The following is a 17,287-nucleotide window of genomic DNA, read 5'->3' on the forward strand; positions in this document are numbered from 1 at the left end:
CTTCTTCTTTTTATCGAGTATTTTTAAGCCGGCTATATAGTTGGGCTAATGTTGCTTCAAATTTCCCCGTTTGTTTAGGGGAATAATAGGATCGATCCTTTAATGCGTTCGGTAGGTATTGTTGTTTCACCCATCCATTTTCATAGTCATGCGGATACTTATAGCTGACGCCGCGTCCAAGATCCTGAGCTCCCTTATAATGAGCGTCCTTTAAATGAGCGGGTACATCACCAACGCCTCCCTTTCTTAAATCAGAAAGCGCATGATCAATAGCCTGAATGGCACTGTTTGACTTGGGTGAGAGACAAAGCTCAATAACCGCATTCGCAAGTGGAATACGTGCTTCAGGGAAGCCTAATCGTTCTGCCGCTTCAATTGCAGATAGCGTTCGTTCGCCTGCTTGAGGACTGGCAAGCCCAATGTCTTCGTAGGAAATGACTAGTAAGCGTCGAGCGATACTCACAAGATCACCCGCTTCAATCAAGCGAGCTAAATAATGCAGGGCCGCATCCACGTCACTACCACGAATGGATTTTTGGAAGGCTGAAAGAACATCATAATACGCGTCTCCATCTTTATCGTGCTGATAGCTTTTCTTTTGGATGCTTTTTTCAGCTATTAGTTTAGTGATCCGTTTAGGGCTATCTTTTGGCTTAGGGGTGGAAAGAATGGCTACTTCCAGTCCGTTCAAAGCAGATCGAGCGTCGCCTCCGCAAGCTGCTGCCAGGTGATCGAGTGCCGCGTCCTCTACATCAAGCTCGTCTTTTCCATATCCGTTTACAGGATCTTGAATCGCTCGAATGAGAGCTTTTTTTATTTCATTTGGTTCGAGCGGTGTTAATTCAAAGATATGACATCGGCTTCTGATGGCAGGGTTAATGGCATGGTAAGGATTTGATGTAGTCGCACCAATCATAATAATTAAGCCGTTTTCTAAATGAGGCAACAGAAAATCCTGTTTTGTTTTGTCTAACCGGTGTACCTCGTCCATTATCACAATCATTTGTCCGTGCATTTTTGCCTCTGCAACAAGAGTTTCCATGTCTTTTTTGTTATGCATCACTGCATTTAATAATTTAAATGGCAGATTCATTGTCCCGGCAATGGCTCGAGCGATCGATGTCTTACCCGTTCCGGGGGGACCGTATAAAATCATGGAGCTAAGTTGGTTAGCATCTATCATTCTTCGTAAGAGCTCGCCTTCTCCAAGTAACTGCTCTTGTCCGATCACATCATGAATGGACTGTGGTCGTATTCGATAAGCAAGTGGTTGCTTTTTCAACGAACTTCTCTCCTTTAAGTATCTTACTCTAACACTAGAGTAACATGTAAAAGGAGGAACGAGAAACGTTTATGAATTGCTATCTTATCAGTATCATCTGATGAGTGAATCATGATATAATAGCTAGGAATTATCGGGAAGAAGGGATCATTTGTTACATGTTCGAAATGGACTACGGGTCCAAACATTAGGGCTTCGTTGGCTCTTTTTTCTTTTTGGCCTGATGGTGATGTCTTTTGGCATCGCACTGATGATTCGTGCAGAGCTAGGAATTGCTCCGTGGGAAGTGTTACACGTTGGACTGATGCAGCAGTTCGGTTTAACTGTAGGCTCATGGTCAATCCTAACTGGAGTTGCGATTTTGATTGGTTCAGGTTTAATGTTAAGAGAGTGGCCAAAAGTAGGAGCAGTTGTCAACATGATCTTAGTCGGTGTGTTTATCGACTTATTTTTATTCATTCTGCCAACGGTTGATCATACAACGCTTCGTTGGATCATGTTAGTTGCAAGTATTTTCATTAATGGATACGGAATTGGATTATATATTGCACCAGGTCTTGGTGCTGGACCAAGAGATAGTCTGATGCTTGCATTAAACAAGCGTACAGGCTGGAGTGTTCAGCGGGTTCGAATTGTACTTGAGATTACGGTATTAACTGTAGGATGGCTATTGGGTGGACCTGTATTTTTGGGCACACTATTATACTGTGTAGGAATTAGTTACGTGGTAGGGATTACATTACCGCACGGGAAACGATTGGTTCAATCATTTTTAGAAAGAGGGATACAATATGAAGATATCAACAAAGGGTCGTTACGGGTTGACCATCATGATGGCACTAGCAAAGAAATCAGGTGATGGTCCAGTCTCGCTAAAATCCATTGCTAAGGAATATAATTTATCCGAACATTATCTAGAGCAGCTTATCGCACCTCTGCGAAATGCGATGCTTGTAAAAAGTGTGCGTGGAGCATATGGCGGCTACATGCTAGCAAAAGAGGCAAGTCATATTACGGCAGGAGATATCATTCGCGTGCTAGAAGGACCAATATCTCCTGTAGAAGTACTGGAAGATGAAGAGCCCGCTAAGCGCGATCTATGGATTAAAATTCGTGATGCTGTAAAGGACGTGTTGGACTCTACAACGCTTGATGATTTAGCGAACTTTAAAACAGAGGGCGAACAAGAATATTACATGTTCTACATTTAAATCAGTTTTAATAAAAAGTAGGTGATTTTTTGGAACGAATCTATCTAGATCATGCTGCAACCTCGCCGTTGCATCCGGATGTACTAGAGGCCATGATGCCGTATTTAACAGAGGTGTTTGGTAATGCGTCAAGCATTCACCGGACGGGCAGGAGAGCAAGGCAAGCATTAGACGAGGCCCGTGCGCGTATTGCAACCGAACTACATGTCACTCCAAGCACCATTCTTTTTACAAGTGGTGGGACGGAAGCCGATAATATTGCGCTCATTGGATACGCCCAGGCAAACCAGCATAAAGGTCGCCATATTATTACAACAAAGATCGAACATCATGCCGTTCTGCATGCGTGTGAACAGCTTGAACAGAAAGGTTTTGACGTAACCTATTTACCGGTGGATGAAACTGGGATGATTTCTCTTGATGATTTTGACCTGGCGTTACGACCTGACACAATTCTTGTTTCAGTTATGTATGGGAATAATGAAGTAGGGTCGATTCAGCCGATACCAGAGATTGGTTTGCGATTAAAGGATCATCAAGCTGCCTTGCACACGGACGCTATACAAGCGGCAGGAAGTCTTGATTTATCTATACATCAGCTTCATGTAGATCTTCTATCTGTTAGTGCTCACAAGCTTAATGGGCCAAAGGGGATCGGTTTTCTGTATGTGGGTGAAGATATGACGATTACTCCTTCATTTTTTGGAGGGGAGCAAGAACGAAAAAGGCGTGCGGGAACAGAGAATATTGCCGGTATTATTGGATTGGCAGAAAGTTTTGTACGAGCCTCAAAGGAACAAAAACAAAAAACCGAGCAATATCGTACCTATAAAGAGCTTTTTTCTGCTATTCTTAAGCAGGAAGAAATTGATTTCTCGGTGAACGGCGAACCGAGTAAATCTCTTCCTCATATTCTAAACATTAGTTTTCCCCGAGTGAACGTTGAATCAATGCTTGTTAATCTTGATTTGGCTGGGATTGAAGCTTCGAGTGGATCTGCTTGTACAGCAGGTTCCATTGAGCCATCGCATGTATTAACAGCTATGTTTGGCGATAACAATGAACGGGCAAAAACAGCTATTCGATATAGTTTTGGGATCGGTAATTCCGAATTTGAAATAGAGACAGCTGCACGTGAAACGGCTAAAATCGTCAAACGTTATCAAAAGCAGCAGCCTTTTATTGTGTAGCATAAAGAAATGGAGTGAGCAAGGTGACTAAACGCCCTGAAGATACCCGTGTGGTTGTTGGGATGTCTGGAGGAGTGGATTCGTCTGTCACAGCGCTATTGTTAAAAGAACAAGGCTATGACGTGATCGGCATGTTCATGAAAAACTGGGACGATACAGATGAGTCAGGTTTCTGTACAGCAACAGAAGACTATAATGACGTGATTCGTGTATGTAACCAATTAGATATTCCGTATTATGCAGTGAATTTTGAAAAGGAATATTGGGACAAGGTATTTACCTATTTCCTTGAAGAATATAAAGCAGGTCGTACCCCTAATCCGGATGTGATGTGTAATAAAGAAATAAAGTTTAAGGCGTTCCTTAATCATGCGATGACCCTTGGTGCAGATTATGTAGCAACTGGTCATTATGCGAGAGTGGAAGAAGTGGATGGTGTATTCCAATTAATTCGCGGTGTGGATAATAATAAGGATCAAACTTACTTCTTAAATGCATTAAGTCAACAACAGCTGCAAAAGGTAATGTTCCCGATCGGAGATATGCCTAAATCAGAAGTGAGAGAACGCGCGCATGCAGCCAATCTTGCCACAGCAGCTAAAAAAGATAGCACAGGAATTTGTTTTATTGGAGAGCGTGACTTTAAAGAATTTTTAAGCACGTATCTTCCAGCTACGCCGGGTGAAATTCGTACGCTTGAAACGGATGAAGTAAAAGGAACACATGACGGATTAATGTATCATACATTAGGACAACGTCAAGGCCTTGGCATCGGTGGAGCCGGTGAGCCATGGTTTGTTGTTGGCAAGGACTTATCCAGAAACGTACTTTTAGTAGGACAAGGGTCAAATCATTATGGATTGTTTTCAAGCGGTCTTGAAGCAATTGGTATGAACTGGATTATGGACGCGGCGCCAACCGAGCCATTTACATGTACAGCTAAATTCCGCTATCGTCAAACTGACCAAGTGGTTACCGTGCATCCTCATGCTGATGGAACGGCAACGGTATCGTTTGATGAAGATCAACGAGCGGTTACGCCAGGTCAAGCAGTGGTCTTTTATCAAGGAGACCGTTGTTTAGGTGGCGGAACGATTGATGTAGTGAAAACAAATTGGGAAAATGCCTGAATGGTGTTTTCCCTTTTTTCAAGTGAGGAGAATAAATGATGAGTACATTAAATGAAAAAGGTATTGAACACATGAGAAATCAGCAATATGAAGAAGCAGGCAAAGCATTTACTGAAGCGATAGAAACTAATCCGAGTGATCCTGCTGCATATATTAATTTTGGGAATTTGCTTTCATTATTGGATGAAAATGAACGTGCCCTCGTTTTCTTCGATCGAGCAATTGGGCTTGATGAGGAAGCTGCTACTGCCTACTATGGTGCAGGGACAATCTATTACAAGCAAGACCAATTTGAAGAAGCGGTAAAAATGTTTAAACAAGCATTGATGAAACAGCTTGATGAAGCGGACTTGTATTTTATGTTAGGGATGAGCTACTACCAGCTTGGTTCGCTCCCTCATGCATGTGCAAACTTCCAACGCGCTGTTGAATTAAACGAAACAGACGTGGACGCAAACTTCCAGCTTGGATTAACGTTTGCTCAGCTTGAACAGCTTGATGAAGCAATGCCTTACCTACTGAAAACAGTTGAGCTAGATCCAAATCATGCAGATGCCTATTACAACCTGGGGGTTGCTTACGCAAGCAAGGACCAAGCGGAAGAGGCCCTTGCTTCCTTCGAGAAGGCCCTTCAAGTGCAACCAGATCACGTACTTGCTGGGAACGGGAAAAAGATTATTGAACAAGCCTTAAATTGAGGGTGAGGAACGTTGGAACAATCAGGAGAGCAAATAAATGACGTACAACGGGGATTTGTAAAAGGAGAGATCTCTCACGTTGTGTTTAGAAACGACGAAAACTTTTACACTGTTGCCGTTGTGCGCGTTCGAGAAACAAATGAAGATCTCGATGAAAAAAAACTAACCGTTGTCGGTGTGCTGCCTCATGTTGAACAGGATGAAACATTTATCTTTTTTGGGAGCATTGCCGACCATCCGAAATTTGGCATCCAATATAAAGTGGAGCAAAGCCGAAGAGATATTCCGCAAAGTAAGCAAGGAATCATCAAATATCTTGCCAGTGATCGGTTTCCAGGAATCGGAACAAAAACCGCTGAAGCGATTGTTGAAAAGCTTGGAGACAAAGCGATTTCTAGAATTGTTGAAAATCGAAAGGTCTTACTTGATATCCCTGGTTTAAAAGAAGAAAAAGCTGCTCAGCTTTACGAAAATTTATACGAACAGCAAGGCGTCGAGCAGGTCCTGATTGTCTTATCTGAACATGGCTTTGGTGTAGATCTTGCCTTGAAGATTTTTCAAGTCTACAAAACACAAGCACTTGAGATTATTAAACACAATCCATACCAGCTCATTCACGATGTGGATGGCATAGGTTTTAGGAGAGCAGATCAACTAGGTGCTTCCATTGGTTTGACAGGGAATCATCCAGACCGCCTGAGAGCTGGCTGTTCTTTTCTCGTTCATGAGTTATGTATTCAGGAAGGACATATGTATATTGGGTCAGATGTCTTAACGAATCAAGCTGTCGCATTATTGTCGTCGCCTACTGACAAAATTACTCAAGAAGAAATTCAAGAACAGCTTGTCCTAATGAACGAAGAAGGATTGCTTGTTGTTGAAGAAACGAGAGTATACACAAAATCATTATATGGCGCGGAAAAAGGCATTGCTTCAAACATTCGTCGTTTGCTTTCGGCAGAGGTAAAGGATGAATTTCCTGAAGCGGAATTTTTAAAAACGTTAGGTGATCTTGAAGAAGAGTGGGGATTGGAATACGCACCCTCTCAGAAGCAAGCGATTCAAGAAGCGATCGCTAAGCCGCTTATGCTGTTAACGGGAGGACCAGGTACAGGGAAAACCACTGTTATTCGCGGAATCGTTGAAGTTTACGCTCGCTTGCACGGGTTATCACTGGATCCTAGGGCGTACACGTCAAGCAACCCTTTTCCAATTTTGCTGACTGCTCCAACCGGTCGTGCTGCCAAACGAATGTCTGAAGCAACAGGTCTTCCCTCAGCTACCATTCACAGTATGCTTGGCTGGAAAGGCGGAGCTGGTGGATTTGATAAAGGAGAGCATGAACCACTTAATGGAGAGTTACTCATTATTGATGAGATGTCGATGGTTGATAGCTGGGTAGCCAATTCATTGTTTAAAGCGATTCCTAAAGGTATGCAGGTTGTGATTGTAGGGGACGAAAATCAATTACCATCTGTTGGTCCTGGTCAGGTCCTGAGGGATTTGATCGAATCTAAAACGATGCCGCTTGTTGCGTTAACCGATATTTATCGGCAAGCAGAGGGCTCATCTATCATCGAACTAGCGCATGCGATGAAGGATGGTTATGCTCCGCCAGATTTAACAGAAGCTCAATCAGATCGCCGCTTTTTTCCATGTAAAGTTGATCAGGTGAAAGATGTTGTCTGGCAGATCTGTGAAAATGCTGTAAAGAAAGGGTACGACGCTAGGGATATACAAGTGCTTGCTCCAATGTATAAGGGCGGTGCTGGGATTACAGAATTAAATGTTATGCTGCAGGAGCTTTTTAATCCAAAGAAAGAAAAAGTGCGTGAGCTTGCATTTGGTGATCTCATTTACCGGACTGGAGATGTGGTGTTACAGCTAGTGAACAATCCGGAAGAGCGCGTATATAACGGGGACCGTGGCGAAATTGTTGCGATTTTTTATGCAAAGGAAAATGCCGAACGTAAAGATCAACTTGTTGTTTCATTTGATGGAACAGAGGTTGTTTATAATAAGACAGAGCTAAATCAATTAACTCACGCTTATTGCTGTTCAATTCATAAAGCGCAGGGAAGCGAATTTCCGATTGTCGTTCTTCCTGTTGTACGCAGCTATAGTCGCATGCTACGTAGAAACCTTCTATACACAGCTGTTACACGTGCGAAGCAATTTTTGTTAATGTGCGGGGAACAGCGCACAGTTGAATATACGATTACAAGTGGAGAGGACCTCAAGCGTCATTCTCAGCTTGTAAACAGACTGCAGGTATTACTTGCAGAGCCGAAGTCGCAGAAAGCATAGCCTTTCAGCGGCTTTTTTTATTTGTTTTGAGCAAACCATTTACCTCATCAGCTTTCCTCATACAAGCAAGCGTTTTGGTTAAACTAAAAACGTTCGGAAGGAAGGTGACTCGTTGCGAACATTTGCTTTTGTTGAGGGTTTGCCTGTGATTGAGATGGAGCAGGGAACAGAATGTGGTCGAATTATTGATATATTAATTTCAAATAATCGGATCACTGGACTGCTCGTTAATATGCGTGGCTGGTTTAATCGTCATCGCCTGCTGTTACTTGAGCACGTATCAAGTATCGGGGATCAAGCCATTATGATTCAAAAAAAGGAAGTACTCGCAACCTGTCAGACAGGGATGTCAGGTGATATCCCACTAAAGCTTGGACGGTGCAAGCTAAAAGGGATGGAGCTTTTTTCTCATTCAGGAGCGATGCTTGGTTTGATTGAGGATGTATATTTCAGCACGGAAATGGGCACGATTGTGGGGTATAAAGTGACGGACGGTTTGCTTGCCGATTTGACTACTGGACAAAAGATGTACCGGGGTCAGCATTTAATTGTAGGTAAGGAGCGAGCCATCCTCTCTAATTAAAGGAGGCCCCCGCAATGCGCTGCCCAAATTGTCGAAGTATAGATATAGGAAAGATCGGAACAAATCAATACTACTGCTGGAGCTGCTTTGTTGAAATGAGTATCGTTCAAGGCAGACTATCTCTTCATCAAGTGGAGGAGGATGGTTCGTTAAGCTCGTTGGATGACTTATTTGAAGACGAACAGCTTCGGATGGAAAAGTAAACCGAGGAGATGAGTGAATGCGTCGAACGATGAAACCATTATTATTAGTGGGGTTAGGTGCGGCAATCTATTCAATGAATCAAGCTAAGTCTACGTCAATGCGTGACGAGTGGCTTCACAAGATAGAAAAGTTTACCTCAGAACCACTCATTTCGAAAAAACAATGGAAAAAAACGAGAAAAAAAGTCATGAAAGCATTTCGTTAAATGGACTTGCCGGGACAAGCTTTTGTTCCGGCTCTCTTTATATAAGGAGGAGAAAATTGAGGGAGAAAAAACAATCTTTTTCATTTATCTTTCGAGCACTTCATCTATTTATTTGGCTCCTCATTCTGTATGCATTCTTTGTGTTATGGCCCTTTATATTGCCTATCTTACATGTGGTTTTAAAGATCATCACACCTCTACTTCTGGCAGGTCTGTTTGCATACATACTGCATCCACTTATAGAGGGACTTCATCAGTGGAGACTTCCTCGGATTGCTGCGATATTACTTGTATTTGGGTTATTCTTAGGCAGTTTAGCTTTAGCTATAATATATGGAGTGCCTGTCTTTATTCGCCAAGTGCAGGAAGTCATGCAGGTGTTACCAAGTCAAGTAGAGCGTGTAATGGATCTTGTGCATTCATGGGAGGATTCCGTTGAACGAATGCCACTTTTTTTAAGAGAGCATTTAGACGATTGGTCTGACGAACTAATTATTGCATCAGAAAAGTGGTTGGATCGACTTGAAATTGGCTTATTGGCTGGACTCAAATCAATTCCATCTCTGGTAGTCATTCCATTTTTAGTTTTTTACTTTTTAAAGGATGTTTCCTTACTTAAAAAGTCAGTTTGGTATCTAACGCCTGTTAAATGGAGAAAACCACTTACATTATATGGCCGAGATGTCGACCACACTTTTGGTAGCTACATAAGAGGACAAATGCTCGTAGCAGCAGGAGTTGCGACATTATCAATCATAGGATTATGGCTTGTTGGCGTACCTTACTCTGTTTTACTCGGACTGTTTATAGGGGCAACAAATATCATTCCATACTTTGGTGCAATCATTGGAATGGTACCTGCATTAATTGCTGCTCTACTCATTTCCTGGGACAAAGCATTGTATACTTTAATTATACTTGCTGTCATTCAGCAGATTGAAGGAAATGTACTTTCTCCACTCATAGTAGGAAAGACCTTACACCTTCACCCCTTGTTTATTATTGTGGCTCTCCTTGTAGGGGTGGAACTCGGAGGAATCATTGGCCTTCTTCTTGCAGTTCCGTTTCTAGCTGTGTTAAAAGTGACGTTATTCCACGTGCGTCAACACTTTCAGAATGATTGACTTTTAGAAAAATGATTTTTATAATGACTATGACAAGCCTATAACCAAAACATTGATGGAACAAGTAAGCGACAGTCCGTTTTAAGAGAGAACCTCCTTTGGCTGTGAGAGGTTTAACGAAGGGTCGAAGAACGCTATTCCGGAGTGCAGTTGCTAAACAACTGCCGTTTGCCGCGTTAAGGTACTTAAGCGATGAATTGTTTTGATTCATAACTAGGGTGGTACCGCGTGATAATCTCGTCCCTTCTATTAGGGAGGAGTTTTTTTGTTATGTTGGAATGGTTAATTTGTAAAGGAGATGAGTAGACGATGAAACATTTAACCTCTGCTGAAGTAAGGCAGATGTTCTTGGATTTCTTTAAGGAAAAAGGGCACGATGTAGAGCCGAGTGCACCTCTTGTTCCTTTTGAAGATCCTACCTTACTTTGGATTAATAGTGGAGTGGCCACACTTAAGAAATATTTTGATGGAAGTGTGATTCCAAACAATCCTCGTATCACAAATGCTCAAAAATCAATTCGTACGAATGATATTGAGAATGTAGGGAAAACAGCTAGACACCATACGTTTTTTGAGATGTTAGGAAACTTCTCGATTGGTGACTATTTTAAAAAAGAAGCGATTGTATGGGCGTGGGAATTTCTTACAAGCGAGAAGTGGATTGGATTTGATCCTGAGAAGTTATCTGTTACGATCCACCCTGAAGATGATGAAGCCTACGATCTATGGATAACGGAAATTGGAATTCCAACTGAACGAATCATCCGCCTTGAGGGAAACTTCTGGGATATTGGTGAAGGACCAAGTGGACCAAACTCTGAGATCTTTTTTGACAGAGGGCCTGAATACGGGGATGATCCTAAAGATCCAGAGCTTTATCCGGGTGGAGAAAACGATCGTTATCTAGAGATTTGGAACTTGGTATTCTCTCAATTTAACCATAATCCAGATGGCTCTTACACACCGCTTCCAAAGAAAAACATCGATACAGGTATGGGTCTTGAGCGTATGGTATCGGTTATTCAAAATGTACCAACAAACTTTGAAACAGATCTGTTTATGCCGATCATTAAGTCTGTTGAAAAACTAACATCAGTAAACTATACAGACCGTGTGGAAACAGATGTTGCGTTTAAAGTGATTGCTGACCACATTCGTACAGTTGCCTTTGCAATAGGAGACGGAGCCCTGCCATCAAACGAGGGCCGCGGTTATGTTCTAAGAAGACTTCTACGTAGAGCCGTTCGTTTTGCTAAACAGATTCAAATTGAACGTCCATTTATGTATGAACTGGTACCAGTTGTTGGGGAGATCATGAAGGACTTCTACCCAGATGTGAATGAAAAAGCTGATTTCATCCAACGTGTAATTCGGACGGAGGAAGAGCGTTTCCATGAAACGTTGAGTGAGGGACTTACGATTCTTGATAAAATTGTGGCTGAAACAAAAGCTGCTTCAAAAGGGATCGTGATTGGTGAAGATGTGTTCCGCCTGTATGACACGTACGGATTCCCCGTCGACTTAACAGAGGAATATGTAGAAGAAGCAGGACTTGCTATTGACCGACCTGGGTTTGAAGAAGAGATGAACAAACAACGTGAACGTGCTCGTGCAGCAAGACAAGACACTGGTTCAATGAATGTTCAGAGTGACCTGTTAAGCAAGATTACAGAGCCAAGTGAGTTTGTAGGGTATGAAACACTCAGAGTAGAAGCAACGATTCAAGCACTAATCGTGAATCAGGAGCTTGTGGAAGAGACTATCGCGGGCCAAGAAGCTCAATTGATCCTGGATCGCACACCTTTCTACGCAGAAAGCGGTGGGCAGGTTGCTGACGGTGGGTTCATTCGCACTGAATTGGGTGTGGCTGAAGTGATTGATGTGAAAAAAGCACCAAACGGTCAACATCTCCACACAGTTCAAGTGAAAGAAGGAACGATCTCTAATAATACAAGCGTTGAGGCGGGCGTCACACGTACAGAACGTAGTGGAACGATTAAGAACCACACTGCGACACATCTTCTGCACCAAGCGCTTAAAGATACATTAGGAACACATGTGAATCAAGCCGGGTCCCTTGTTTCGGAGAATCGCTTACGTTTTGATTTCTCTCACTTTGGACAGGTCACTCAAGAAGAGCTTTCTCAAATTGAGTCTATTGTAAACGAAAAGATCTGGTCAGCTCTTTCAGTCGATATTTCTGAAAAGAAATTGGATGAAGCGAAGCAGATGGGCGCCATGGCTCTATTTGGAGAAAAATATGGTGATACTGTTCGAGTTGTCCAAGTAGGAGACTACAGCTTAGAGCTATGCGGTGGGATTCACGTACAAAATACAGCTGAAATTGGCCAATTTAAAATTGTTTCTGAAACAGGAATTGGAGCTGGCGTTAGACGTATTGAAGCCGTAACTGGAAAGGCTGCCTACTTATATGTGCAAGAGCAGTTGGATATACTGCAGGAAGCAGCTACTTTGGTAAAAGCTAAATCAGTCCGTGATGTTCCAGCGCGTATGGACAGTGTTCTTTTGCAACTGAAAGCTGTTCAACGTGAAAATGAATCATTGTCTGCTAAAGTTGGAAACATGGAAGCTTCAAACATAACGGATTCGGTTGTAGATGTGAATGGTGTATCTGTCCTTGCTAAAAAGGTGAATGCCCGTGATATGGATGCGTTGCGTGCGATCATGGATAAACTGAAGCAAGAAACAGAATCAGGTATTCTTGTTTTAGGAGCCGAAACAGGTGGGAAGGTATCGATTGTTGCAGCTGTAACAAAAGATCTTATCGAACAAGGCTTCCATGCCGGGAAAATTGTGAAGGAAGTAGCTTCACGCTGTGGCGGAGGCGGCGGAGGTCGTCCTGATATGGCACAAGCCGGCGGGAAAAATCCTGATCAGCTTGATAGCGCGCTTGAATTTGTTGCTGAATATGTAAAATCAATTTCCTAATTCATTGATTTTGATGTACAATAAACGAAACAAGCTCCAATTGAGAGCTAAGTCCGGAATTTTCAAGAGAGAGGTGCATGTGATGAGCTCTATGGACAAAACAATGCAGTTTGATTTTCATGACGACTCTGTTAATGTAGATGTCCAGGAGGTGCTGCTGACGGTTTATGCTGCCCTTGAGGAAAAAGGGTACAATCCCATTAATCAGATTGTAGGATATCTATTATCTGGTGATCCAGCGTACATTCCAAGACACCAAGAGGCCAGAACATTAATTCGAAAGTTAGAACGAGATGAATTAATTGAAGCGCTTGTGAAGTCTTATTTAACACATCACCGTAAGGAGAACGAATGAAATCATTAGGTCTTGATGTAGGTACAAAAACGATTGGTGTCGCTTTAAGCGATGCATTTGGCTGGACGGCGCAGGGTGTAGAAACCATGCAACGAACTGAAGGACAAGCTGAGCAGGATTACGAAGCGATTGCTCGGCTTGTGAAAGATAATGAAGTAAGTACGGTTGTCATCGGACTTCCTAAAAACATGGATGGTTCCATCGGTGGCAACGGTGAGTATTGCCAAGCGTTTGCAAATGATTTATCATCGTACATTGACGCGGAAATTGTCATGTGGGATGAGAGGTTAACAACAATGGCTGCCAAGCGTGTCCTTGTTGATGCAGATGTTAGCCGTAAAAAACGGAAAAAGGTCATTGATAAAATGGCAGCAACCCTTATCCTGCAGGGTTATCTTGATCGCGCAGGAAAAACTTTGTAATAGAGAGGTGTCCAATCATGGCACAAGAAGAAAAAGAACGTATTATCATTCCAGACGAACACGGAACCGAGCATTTATTTGATGAGCTATTCCGTTTTACAGTGGATACCACAGGAAATTCATATCTTCTTGTAGTACCAGTAGGGGAAAATGAAGAAGAAACAGATGAAGACGAAGATGAAGAGCAAGAAGTATTCGCGTTCCGTTACGAAGATCGTGAAGGCGAAGAAAATGACATCGCGCTTTTCCCTGTTGAAACAGATGAAGAGTGGGCTGTCATTGAAGAGATGCTTAACACCTTCTCTGAAGAGCAAGAGGACGAAGAAGAAGAATAAAAATGTAAGACGCTTGAGGGATAACTCAAGCGTCTTTTTCTTTCTTTTTCTCGGATCGATTAAATAGTAGTAGATAAAATGCAATACCACCGTAAGTGATAATCATGCTCACAATCAGCTGTGTCTCATAAGCTAACTGAGTAAATCGAAGCAAGTACTCAGGTAACGTTAAAAAGGCTACAATGATGAGACACACCCATGATTTTGCCCAGATGGAAATGAGAATGAGCGCAAGTGCAGCAAGTACACCGATGAGTGCCGTACCAAACGGATTAATGGTAAAGGTAGGGGATGAAATCATTTGATCTGTTAAAAGGACCGTTATGAACAATGATAGAGGTACTGCAGATAGTATACCAAGTAATACAATGGATCTGATTGTAGAAACAGTGTGTGTGGCTAAATATCTAAAGCAAAGTGCGGTACCAACTAAAAAGAGCAACATAATGGTTATGTTTGAAAGAATATAATATAACGAATAAGATAAATTGCCTCGTAACACATCTGGAATTATACTCATTGAGAAAGCACCAATTAAGATCAAGACTCCGTATTTCATCCAACCTCGCACATCATCGTTCATTTCATTTGAGAGTGATTCCATATATTCTTTAGGCGATTGGCCCACAATCCGTTCAATGGGTGTGCCAGATTTCTCAGCTTCAATAAGATGGTCTTCTAGTTCATTCACAATATCATTGATTTCTTCCTCATTTTTTCCACTAGAGAATAAGTAAAGCCTTAAGTTTTCTAAAAAGGATTGGCTTTCTTTTGATAATAATGTGTTCTCCATTAAGTGAAGTTCCCTCCTATTTATCTAATACGTTATGATTCAATACACGATTCACGTTCTCCTGAAGTCCTACCCATCTTTCCTTAAACAATTGAAGCTCTTTTTCCCCTTTGGGTGTGAGTGCATAGTATTTGCGCTTCGGTCCTGCTGTTGATTTACGCAGAGTGGAAGTAACAAGATCTTCTTTTTGCATTCGTAGCAGTAAGGGGTAAATTGTTCCCTCGCTAAATGATTCAAAACCGTACGCTGCAAGCTTTTTGGCTAGCTCATATCCATACACCTCGTTTTCATCTATGATGGACAGCAAGCATCCATCAATGATTCCTTTCATCATTTGCGTTGTAGACAAGCAAGCACCAACTTTCGTTCAACCCTTTATCTTGTATTACAAGGTATATTCATAGTATAAAATGAACTAACTTGTTATGCAAGGGTTATTTATCTTGTTATACAAGATAGTGAGTCAGGTGTACTTTTTTTAAACAAGGAAATACTAAAAGATGTGTAGGATCATTGAATTTCCGCAATTCTATACTGACATTTCTCACATGTATTAGTATAATGGGAACGGCGGAGGGAGGAGAACAATGTCTGATTCCAAAGAAAAGCCGCGAAACACGTTATATGAAGAACGCGTGTCGCAGGCGAAGGTTGTCCGAAAGTGGGTATTCATCTCTTTCATTGCGATTATTATAATCGGTGCTATAATTGCTGTAAGTGGATATGCTTATTTAAAAGGTTCAATTGAACCAATGGACAAGGATAATGGTGAACAAATTGAAGTAAGTATTCCGATTGGTTCAACACCGGGTGGTATAGGTGGAATCCTAGAGGATGCTGGACTCATTTCAAATGGGACAATCTTTAAATATTATGTTCGATATCTAAACGAATCAGATTTCCAGGCTGGCGACTATGCGTTATCAACGGATATGTCAATGGAGGAAATCATTCATGCATTAAAAGATGGTAAGGTGGAGCAGGAGTCTGTTTTTAATTTTACGATTCCAGAAGGCTTCTGGCTTGAGGATATTGTGAAACGAATAGCAGAAGCTACGCAATATAACGAGGACGAAATTCTTGAGAAAATGCAAGATGATGAATACATAGAATCACTGGTTGATCGCTTTCCGATCCTTGGAAAGCAAGTATTAGATGGTGAAATTCGTCATCCATTAGAAGGGTATTTATTCCCTGCAAGATATGACTTCGTAGACGAAAATGCTTCGATCGAAACGATTATTGAAACAATGCTTGAACGGACTCAATCTGTACTGGATCAATATTCGGATCAAATTGAAAGCAGTAATTACACATTGCATGAAATTATGACGCTTGCTTCTATAATAGAACGAGAAGCGCAAACATCTGAAGATCGCTATCTAATCTCAGGGGTGTTATACAATCGTTTAGATGATAATATGAAGCTTCAGGTTGATCCAACAGTTGCTTATGCCGCAGGATCACATCTTTATATGACTTCGTTAGATGATTTAGACGTTGATTCACCATATAACACGTATATGTATGAAGGTATACCAATTGGTCCTATCGCAAGTCCTGGTGAGGATTCAATTAAAGCAGCGCTTGAGCCAAGAGTGACGGATTATCTATTCTTCTATGCACGAGTGACTGGTGAAGTTATCTACAATAGCTCGTATGAAGACCATCAACAGGTTGTAGAAGAGTATCGTCAGGAATGGATCGATGCGGGAGAATAAGTAGTTGAAGAAATAGAATAGAGGATGGAAGGAATGGATTACTCATTCCTTCCTCTTTTTAATCATAAGGAGTAGAACGTCATGTTTGATCAAGAAATACTTGATTATTTAGTTGCTCTTACACCTAAGCGAACTGAATTAATTGAGGAAATGGAACAATATGCCGAAGAACATTCGATTCCGATCATGGATTTGGTTGGGATAGAGAGTCTCCTGCAATTAATGCAGTTAAACCCACCTAAACGAATTCTGGAGATCGGTTCGGCAATTGGCTACTCAGCCATTCGTATGGCTACAGCGCTTCCAAAAACGGAGATTATCACGATTGAGAGGGATCCTGAGCGTGCGCTTAAGGCAAGATCTTATATTAAGCAGGCAGGTTTAGGAAATCGCATTCATCTGATTGAAGGGGATGCGTTAGATGTAGTGGGAATACTTGAAAAAATGCCATTGTTTGATGTATTATTTATTGATGCGGCTAAGGGACAATACAAACGTTTCTTTGAATTATATACTGAGCTGATAGCTTCTGGTGGTATTGTGTTCTCGGATAATGTATTATTCAGGGGGCTGGTTGCAAAAAGCGATCTATCGAACAAGCGGCTCTCAAAGCTTGCTGGTAAGATTCATTCGTATAATCAATACTTGATGGAACATCCTGATTTTATGACTCGAGTTCTTCCAATAGGTGATGGACTAGCAGTAAGTATCAAGAAATAAAGGATAATGAGTAAACGATCTAGAAGAATAGATTTAATTATTGAAAAGAGGATTGCAA

Annotated in this window: 19 protein-coding genes and 1 other annotated feature; of the genes, 16 read left to right on the forward strand and 3 right to left on the reverse strand. The window is 41.7% G+C overall.

Going from position 1 to position 17,287, the window contains the following annotated elements:
* Positions 1-10 precede the first annotated feature (10 nt).
* Positions 11-1,282 carry a replication-associated recombination protein A gene (locus ACQKKO_RS13940; protein WP_498648168.1) on the reverse strand — a complete coding sequence of 424 codons (1,272 nt, stop codon included), beginning with the start codon at positions 1,280-1,282 and terminating at the stop codon, positions 11-13.
* Between the two features lie 151 nt (positions 1,283-1,433).
* Here ACQKKO_RS13940 and ACQKKO_RS13945 point away from each other — a divergent pair, with 151 nt between their 5' ends.
* From ACQKKO_RS13945 to ACQKKO_RS14010, 14 genes are all read left to right on the forward strand, one after another.
* Positions 1,434-2,141: a YczE/YyaS/YitT family protein gene (locus ACQKKO_RS13945; RefSeq protein WP_498648169.1), complete on the forward strand. Its 708-nt coding sequence runs from the start codon at positions 1,434-1,436 to the stop codon at positions 2,139-2,141.
* Positions 2,074-2,493: a cysteine metabolism transcriptional regulator CymR gene (gene cymR, locus ACQKKO_RS13950; RefSeq protein ID WP_498648171.1), complete on the forward strand. Its 420-nt coding sequence runs from the start codon at positions 2,074-2,076 to the stop codon at positions 2,491-2,493. Before ACQKKO_RS13945 ends, cymR begins: the two co-directional genes overlap by 68 nt.
* A gap of 29 nt (positions 2,494-2,522) precedes the next feature.
* Positions 2,523-3,683: a cysteine desulfurase family protein gene (locus ACQKKO_RS13955; protein ID WP_498648173.1), complete on the forward strand. Its 1,161-nt coding sequence runs from the start codon at positions 2,523-2,525 to the stop codon at positions 3,681-3,683.
* Positions 3,684-3,706: 23 nt separating this feature from the next.
* Positions 3,707-4,813 (forward strand): tRNA 2-thiouridine(34) synthase MnmA, encoded by a 1,107-nt coding sequence (gene mnmA / locus ACQKKO_RS13960; protein WP_498648175.1) that lies wholly within the window; start codon positions 3,707-3,709, stop codon positions 4,811-4,813.
* Positions 4,814-4,851: 38 nt separating this feature from the next.
* Positions 4,852-5,511: a tetratricopeptide repeat protein gene (locus ACQKKO_RS13965; RefSeq protein ID WP_498648179.1), complete on the forward strand. Its 660-nt coding sequence runs from the start codon at positions 4,852-4,854 to the stop codon at positions 5,509-5,511.
* Between the two features lie 12 nt (positions 5,512-5,523).
* Positions 5,524-7,818: an SF1B family DNA helicase RecD2 gene (recD2, locus tag ACQKKO_RS13970; protein WP_498648181.1), complete on the forward strand. Its 2,295-nt coding sequence runs from the start codon at positions 5,524-5,526 to the stop codon at positions 7,816-7,818.
* 112 nt (positions 7,819-7,930) lie between these two features.
* Entirely contained in the window at positions 7,931-8,401 is a 471-nt protein-coding gene (locus tag ACQKKO_RS13975; protein WP_498648183.1) for a PRC-barrel domain-containing protein, read from the forward strand.
* A 14-nt stretch (positions 8,402-8,415) separates the two neighbouring features.
* The gene (locus tag ACQKKO_RS13980; protein ID WP_479823909.1) at positions 8,416-8,604 is read left to right on the forward strand and encodes a YrzR-like zinc ribbon domain; all 189 of its coding nucleotides are present in this window, start codon (positions 8,416-8,418) and stop codon (positions 8,602-8,604) included.
* Between the two features lie 17 nt (positions 8,605-8,621).
* Positions 8,622-8,810, forward strand: a complete 189-nt coding sequence (locus ACQKKO_RS13985) for a DUF3918 family protein (protein ID WP_498648186.1) — start codon at positions 8,622-8,624, stop codon at positions 8,808-8,810.
* 56 nt (positions 8,811-8,866) lie between these two features.
* Positions 8,867-9,934, forward strand: a complete 1,068-nt coding sequence (locus tag ACQKKO_RS13990) for an AI-2E family transporter (protein ID WP_498648188.1) — start codon at positions 8,867-8,869, stop codon at positions 9,932-9,934.
* A 43-nt stretch (positions 9,935-9,977) separates the two neighbouring features.
* Positions 9,978-10,182, forward strand: a binding site (T-box leader).
* 61 nt (positions 10,183-10,243) lie between these two features.
* A complete protein-coding gene (gene alaS / locus ACQKKO_RS13995; RefSeq protein ID WP_498648190.1) occupies positions 10,244-12,883 on the forward strand; it encodes an alanine--tRNA ligase in 2,640 nt (879 codons plus the stop codon).
* Positions 12,884-12,965: 82 nt separating this feature from the next.
* On the forward strand, positions 12,966-13,238 hold the full coding sequence (locus tag ACQKKO_RS14000; protein WP_203086361.1) for an IreB family regulatory phosphoprotein: 273 nt from the start codon (positions 12,966-12,968) through the stop codon (positions 13,236-13,238).
* Entirely contained in the window at positions 13,235-13,660 is a 426-nt protein-coding gene (gene ruvX, locus ACQKKO_RS14005; protein WP_498648191.1) for a Holliday junction resolvase RuvX, read from the forward strand. Before ACQKKO_RS14000 ends, ruvX begins: the two co-directional genes overlap by 4 nt.
* 17 nt (positions 13,661-13,677) lie before the next feature.
* A complete protein-coding gene (locus ACQKKO_RS14010) occupies positions 13,678-13,995 on the forward strand; it encodes a DUF1292 domain-containing protein (protein WP_498648193.1) in 318 nt (105 codons plus the stop codon).
* A 25-nt stretch (positions 13,996-14,020) separates the two neighbouring features.
* On the opposite strand, the gene ACQKKO_RS14015 is transcribed toward ACQKKO_RS14010, so the two are convergent.
* Positions 14,021-14,788 carry an HAAS domain-containing protein gene (locus tag ACQKKO_RS14015; protein WP_498648195.1) on the reverse strand — a complete coding sequence of 256 codons (768 nt, stop codon included), beginning with the start codon at positions 14,786-14,788 and terminating at the stop codon, positions 14,021-14,023.
* A gap of 16 nt (positions 14,789-14,804) precedes the next feature.
* On the reverse strand, positions 14,805-15,122 hold the full coding sequence (locus ACQKKO_RS14020; RefSeq protein ID WP_498648300.1) for a PadR family transcriptional regulator: 318 nt from the start codon (positions 15,120-15,122) through the stop codon (positions 14,805-14,807).
* A gap of 253 nt (positions 15,123-15,375) precedes the next feature.
* On the opposite strand from ACQKKO_RS14020, the gene mltG reads away from it, so the two are divergent.
* Both mltG and ACQKKO_RS14030 read left to right on the forward strand, forming a co-directional pair.
* A complete protein-coding gene (gene mltG, locus ACQKKO_RS14025) occupies positions 15,376-16,509 on the forward strand; it encodes an endolytic transglycosylase MltG (protein ID WP_498648196.1) in 1,134 nt (377 codons plus the stop codon).
* An 81-nt stretch (positions 16,510-16,590) separates the two neighbouring features.
* A complete protein-coding gene (locus tag ACQKKO_RS14030) occupies positions 16,591-17,229 on the forward strand; it encodes an O-methyltransferase (protein ID WP_498648197.1) in 639 nt (212 codons plus the stop codon).
* Positions 17,230-17,287 lie beyond the last annotated feature (58 nt).

The sequence above is a fragment of the Alkalihalobacillus sp. NPDC127517 genome, assembly GCF_050276055.1.
Lineage (GTDB): Bacteria > Bacillota > Bacilli > Bacillales > Bacillaceae_D > Alkalicoccobacillus.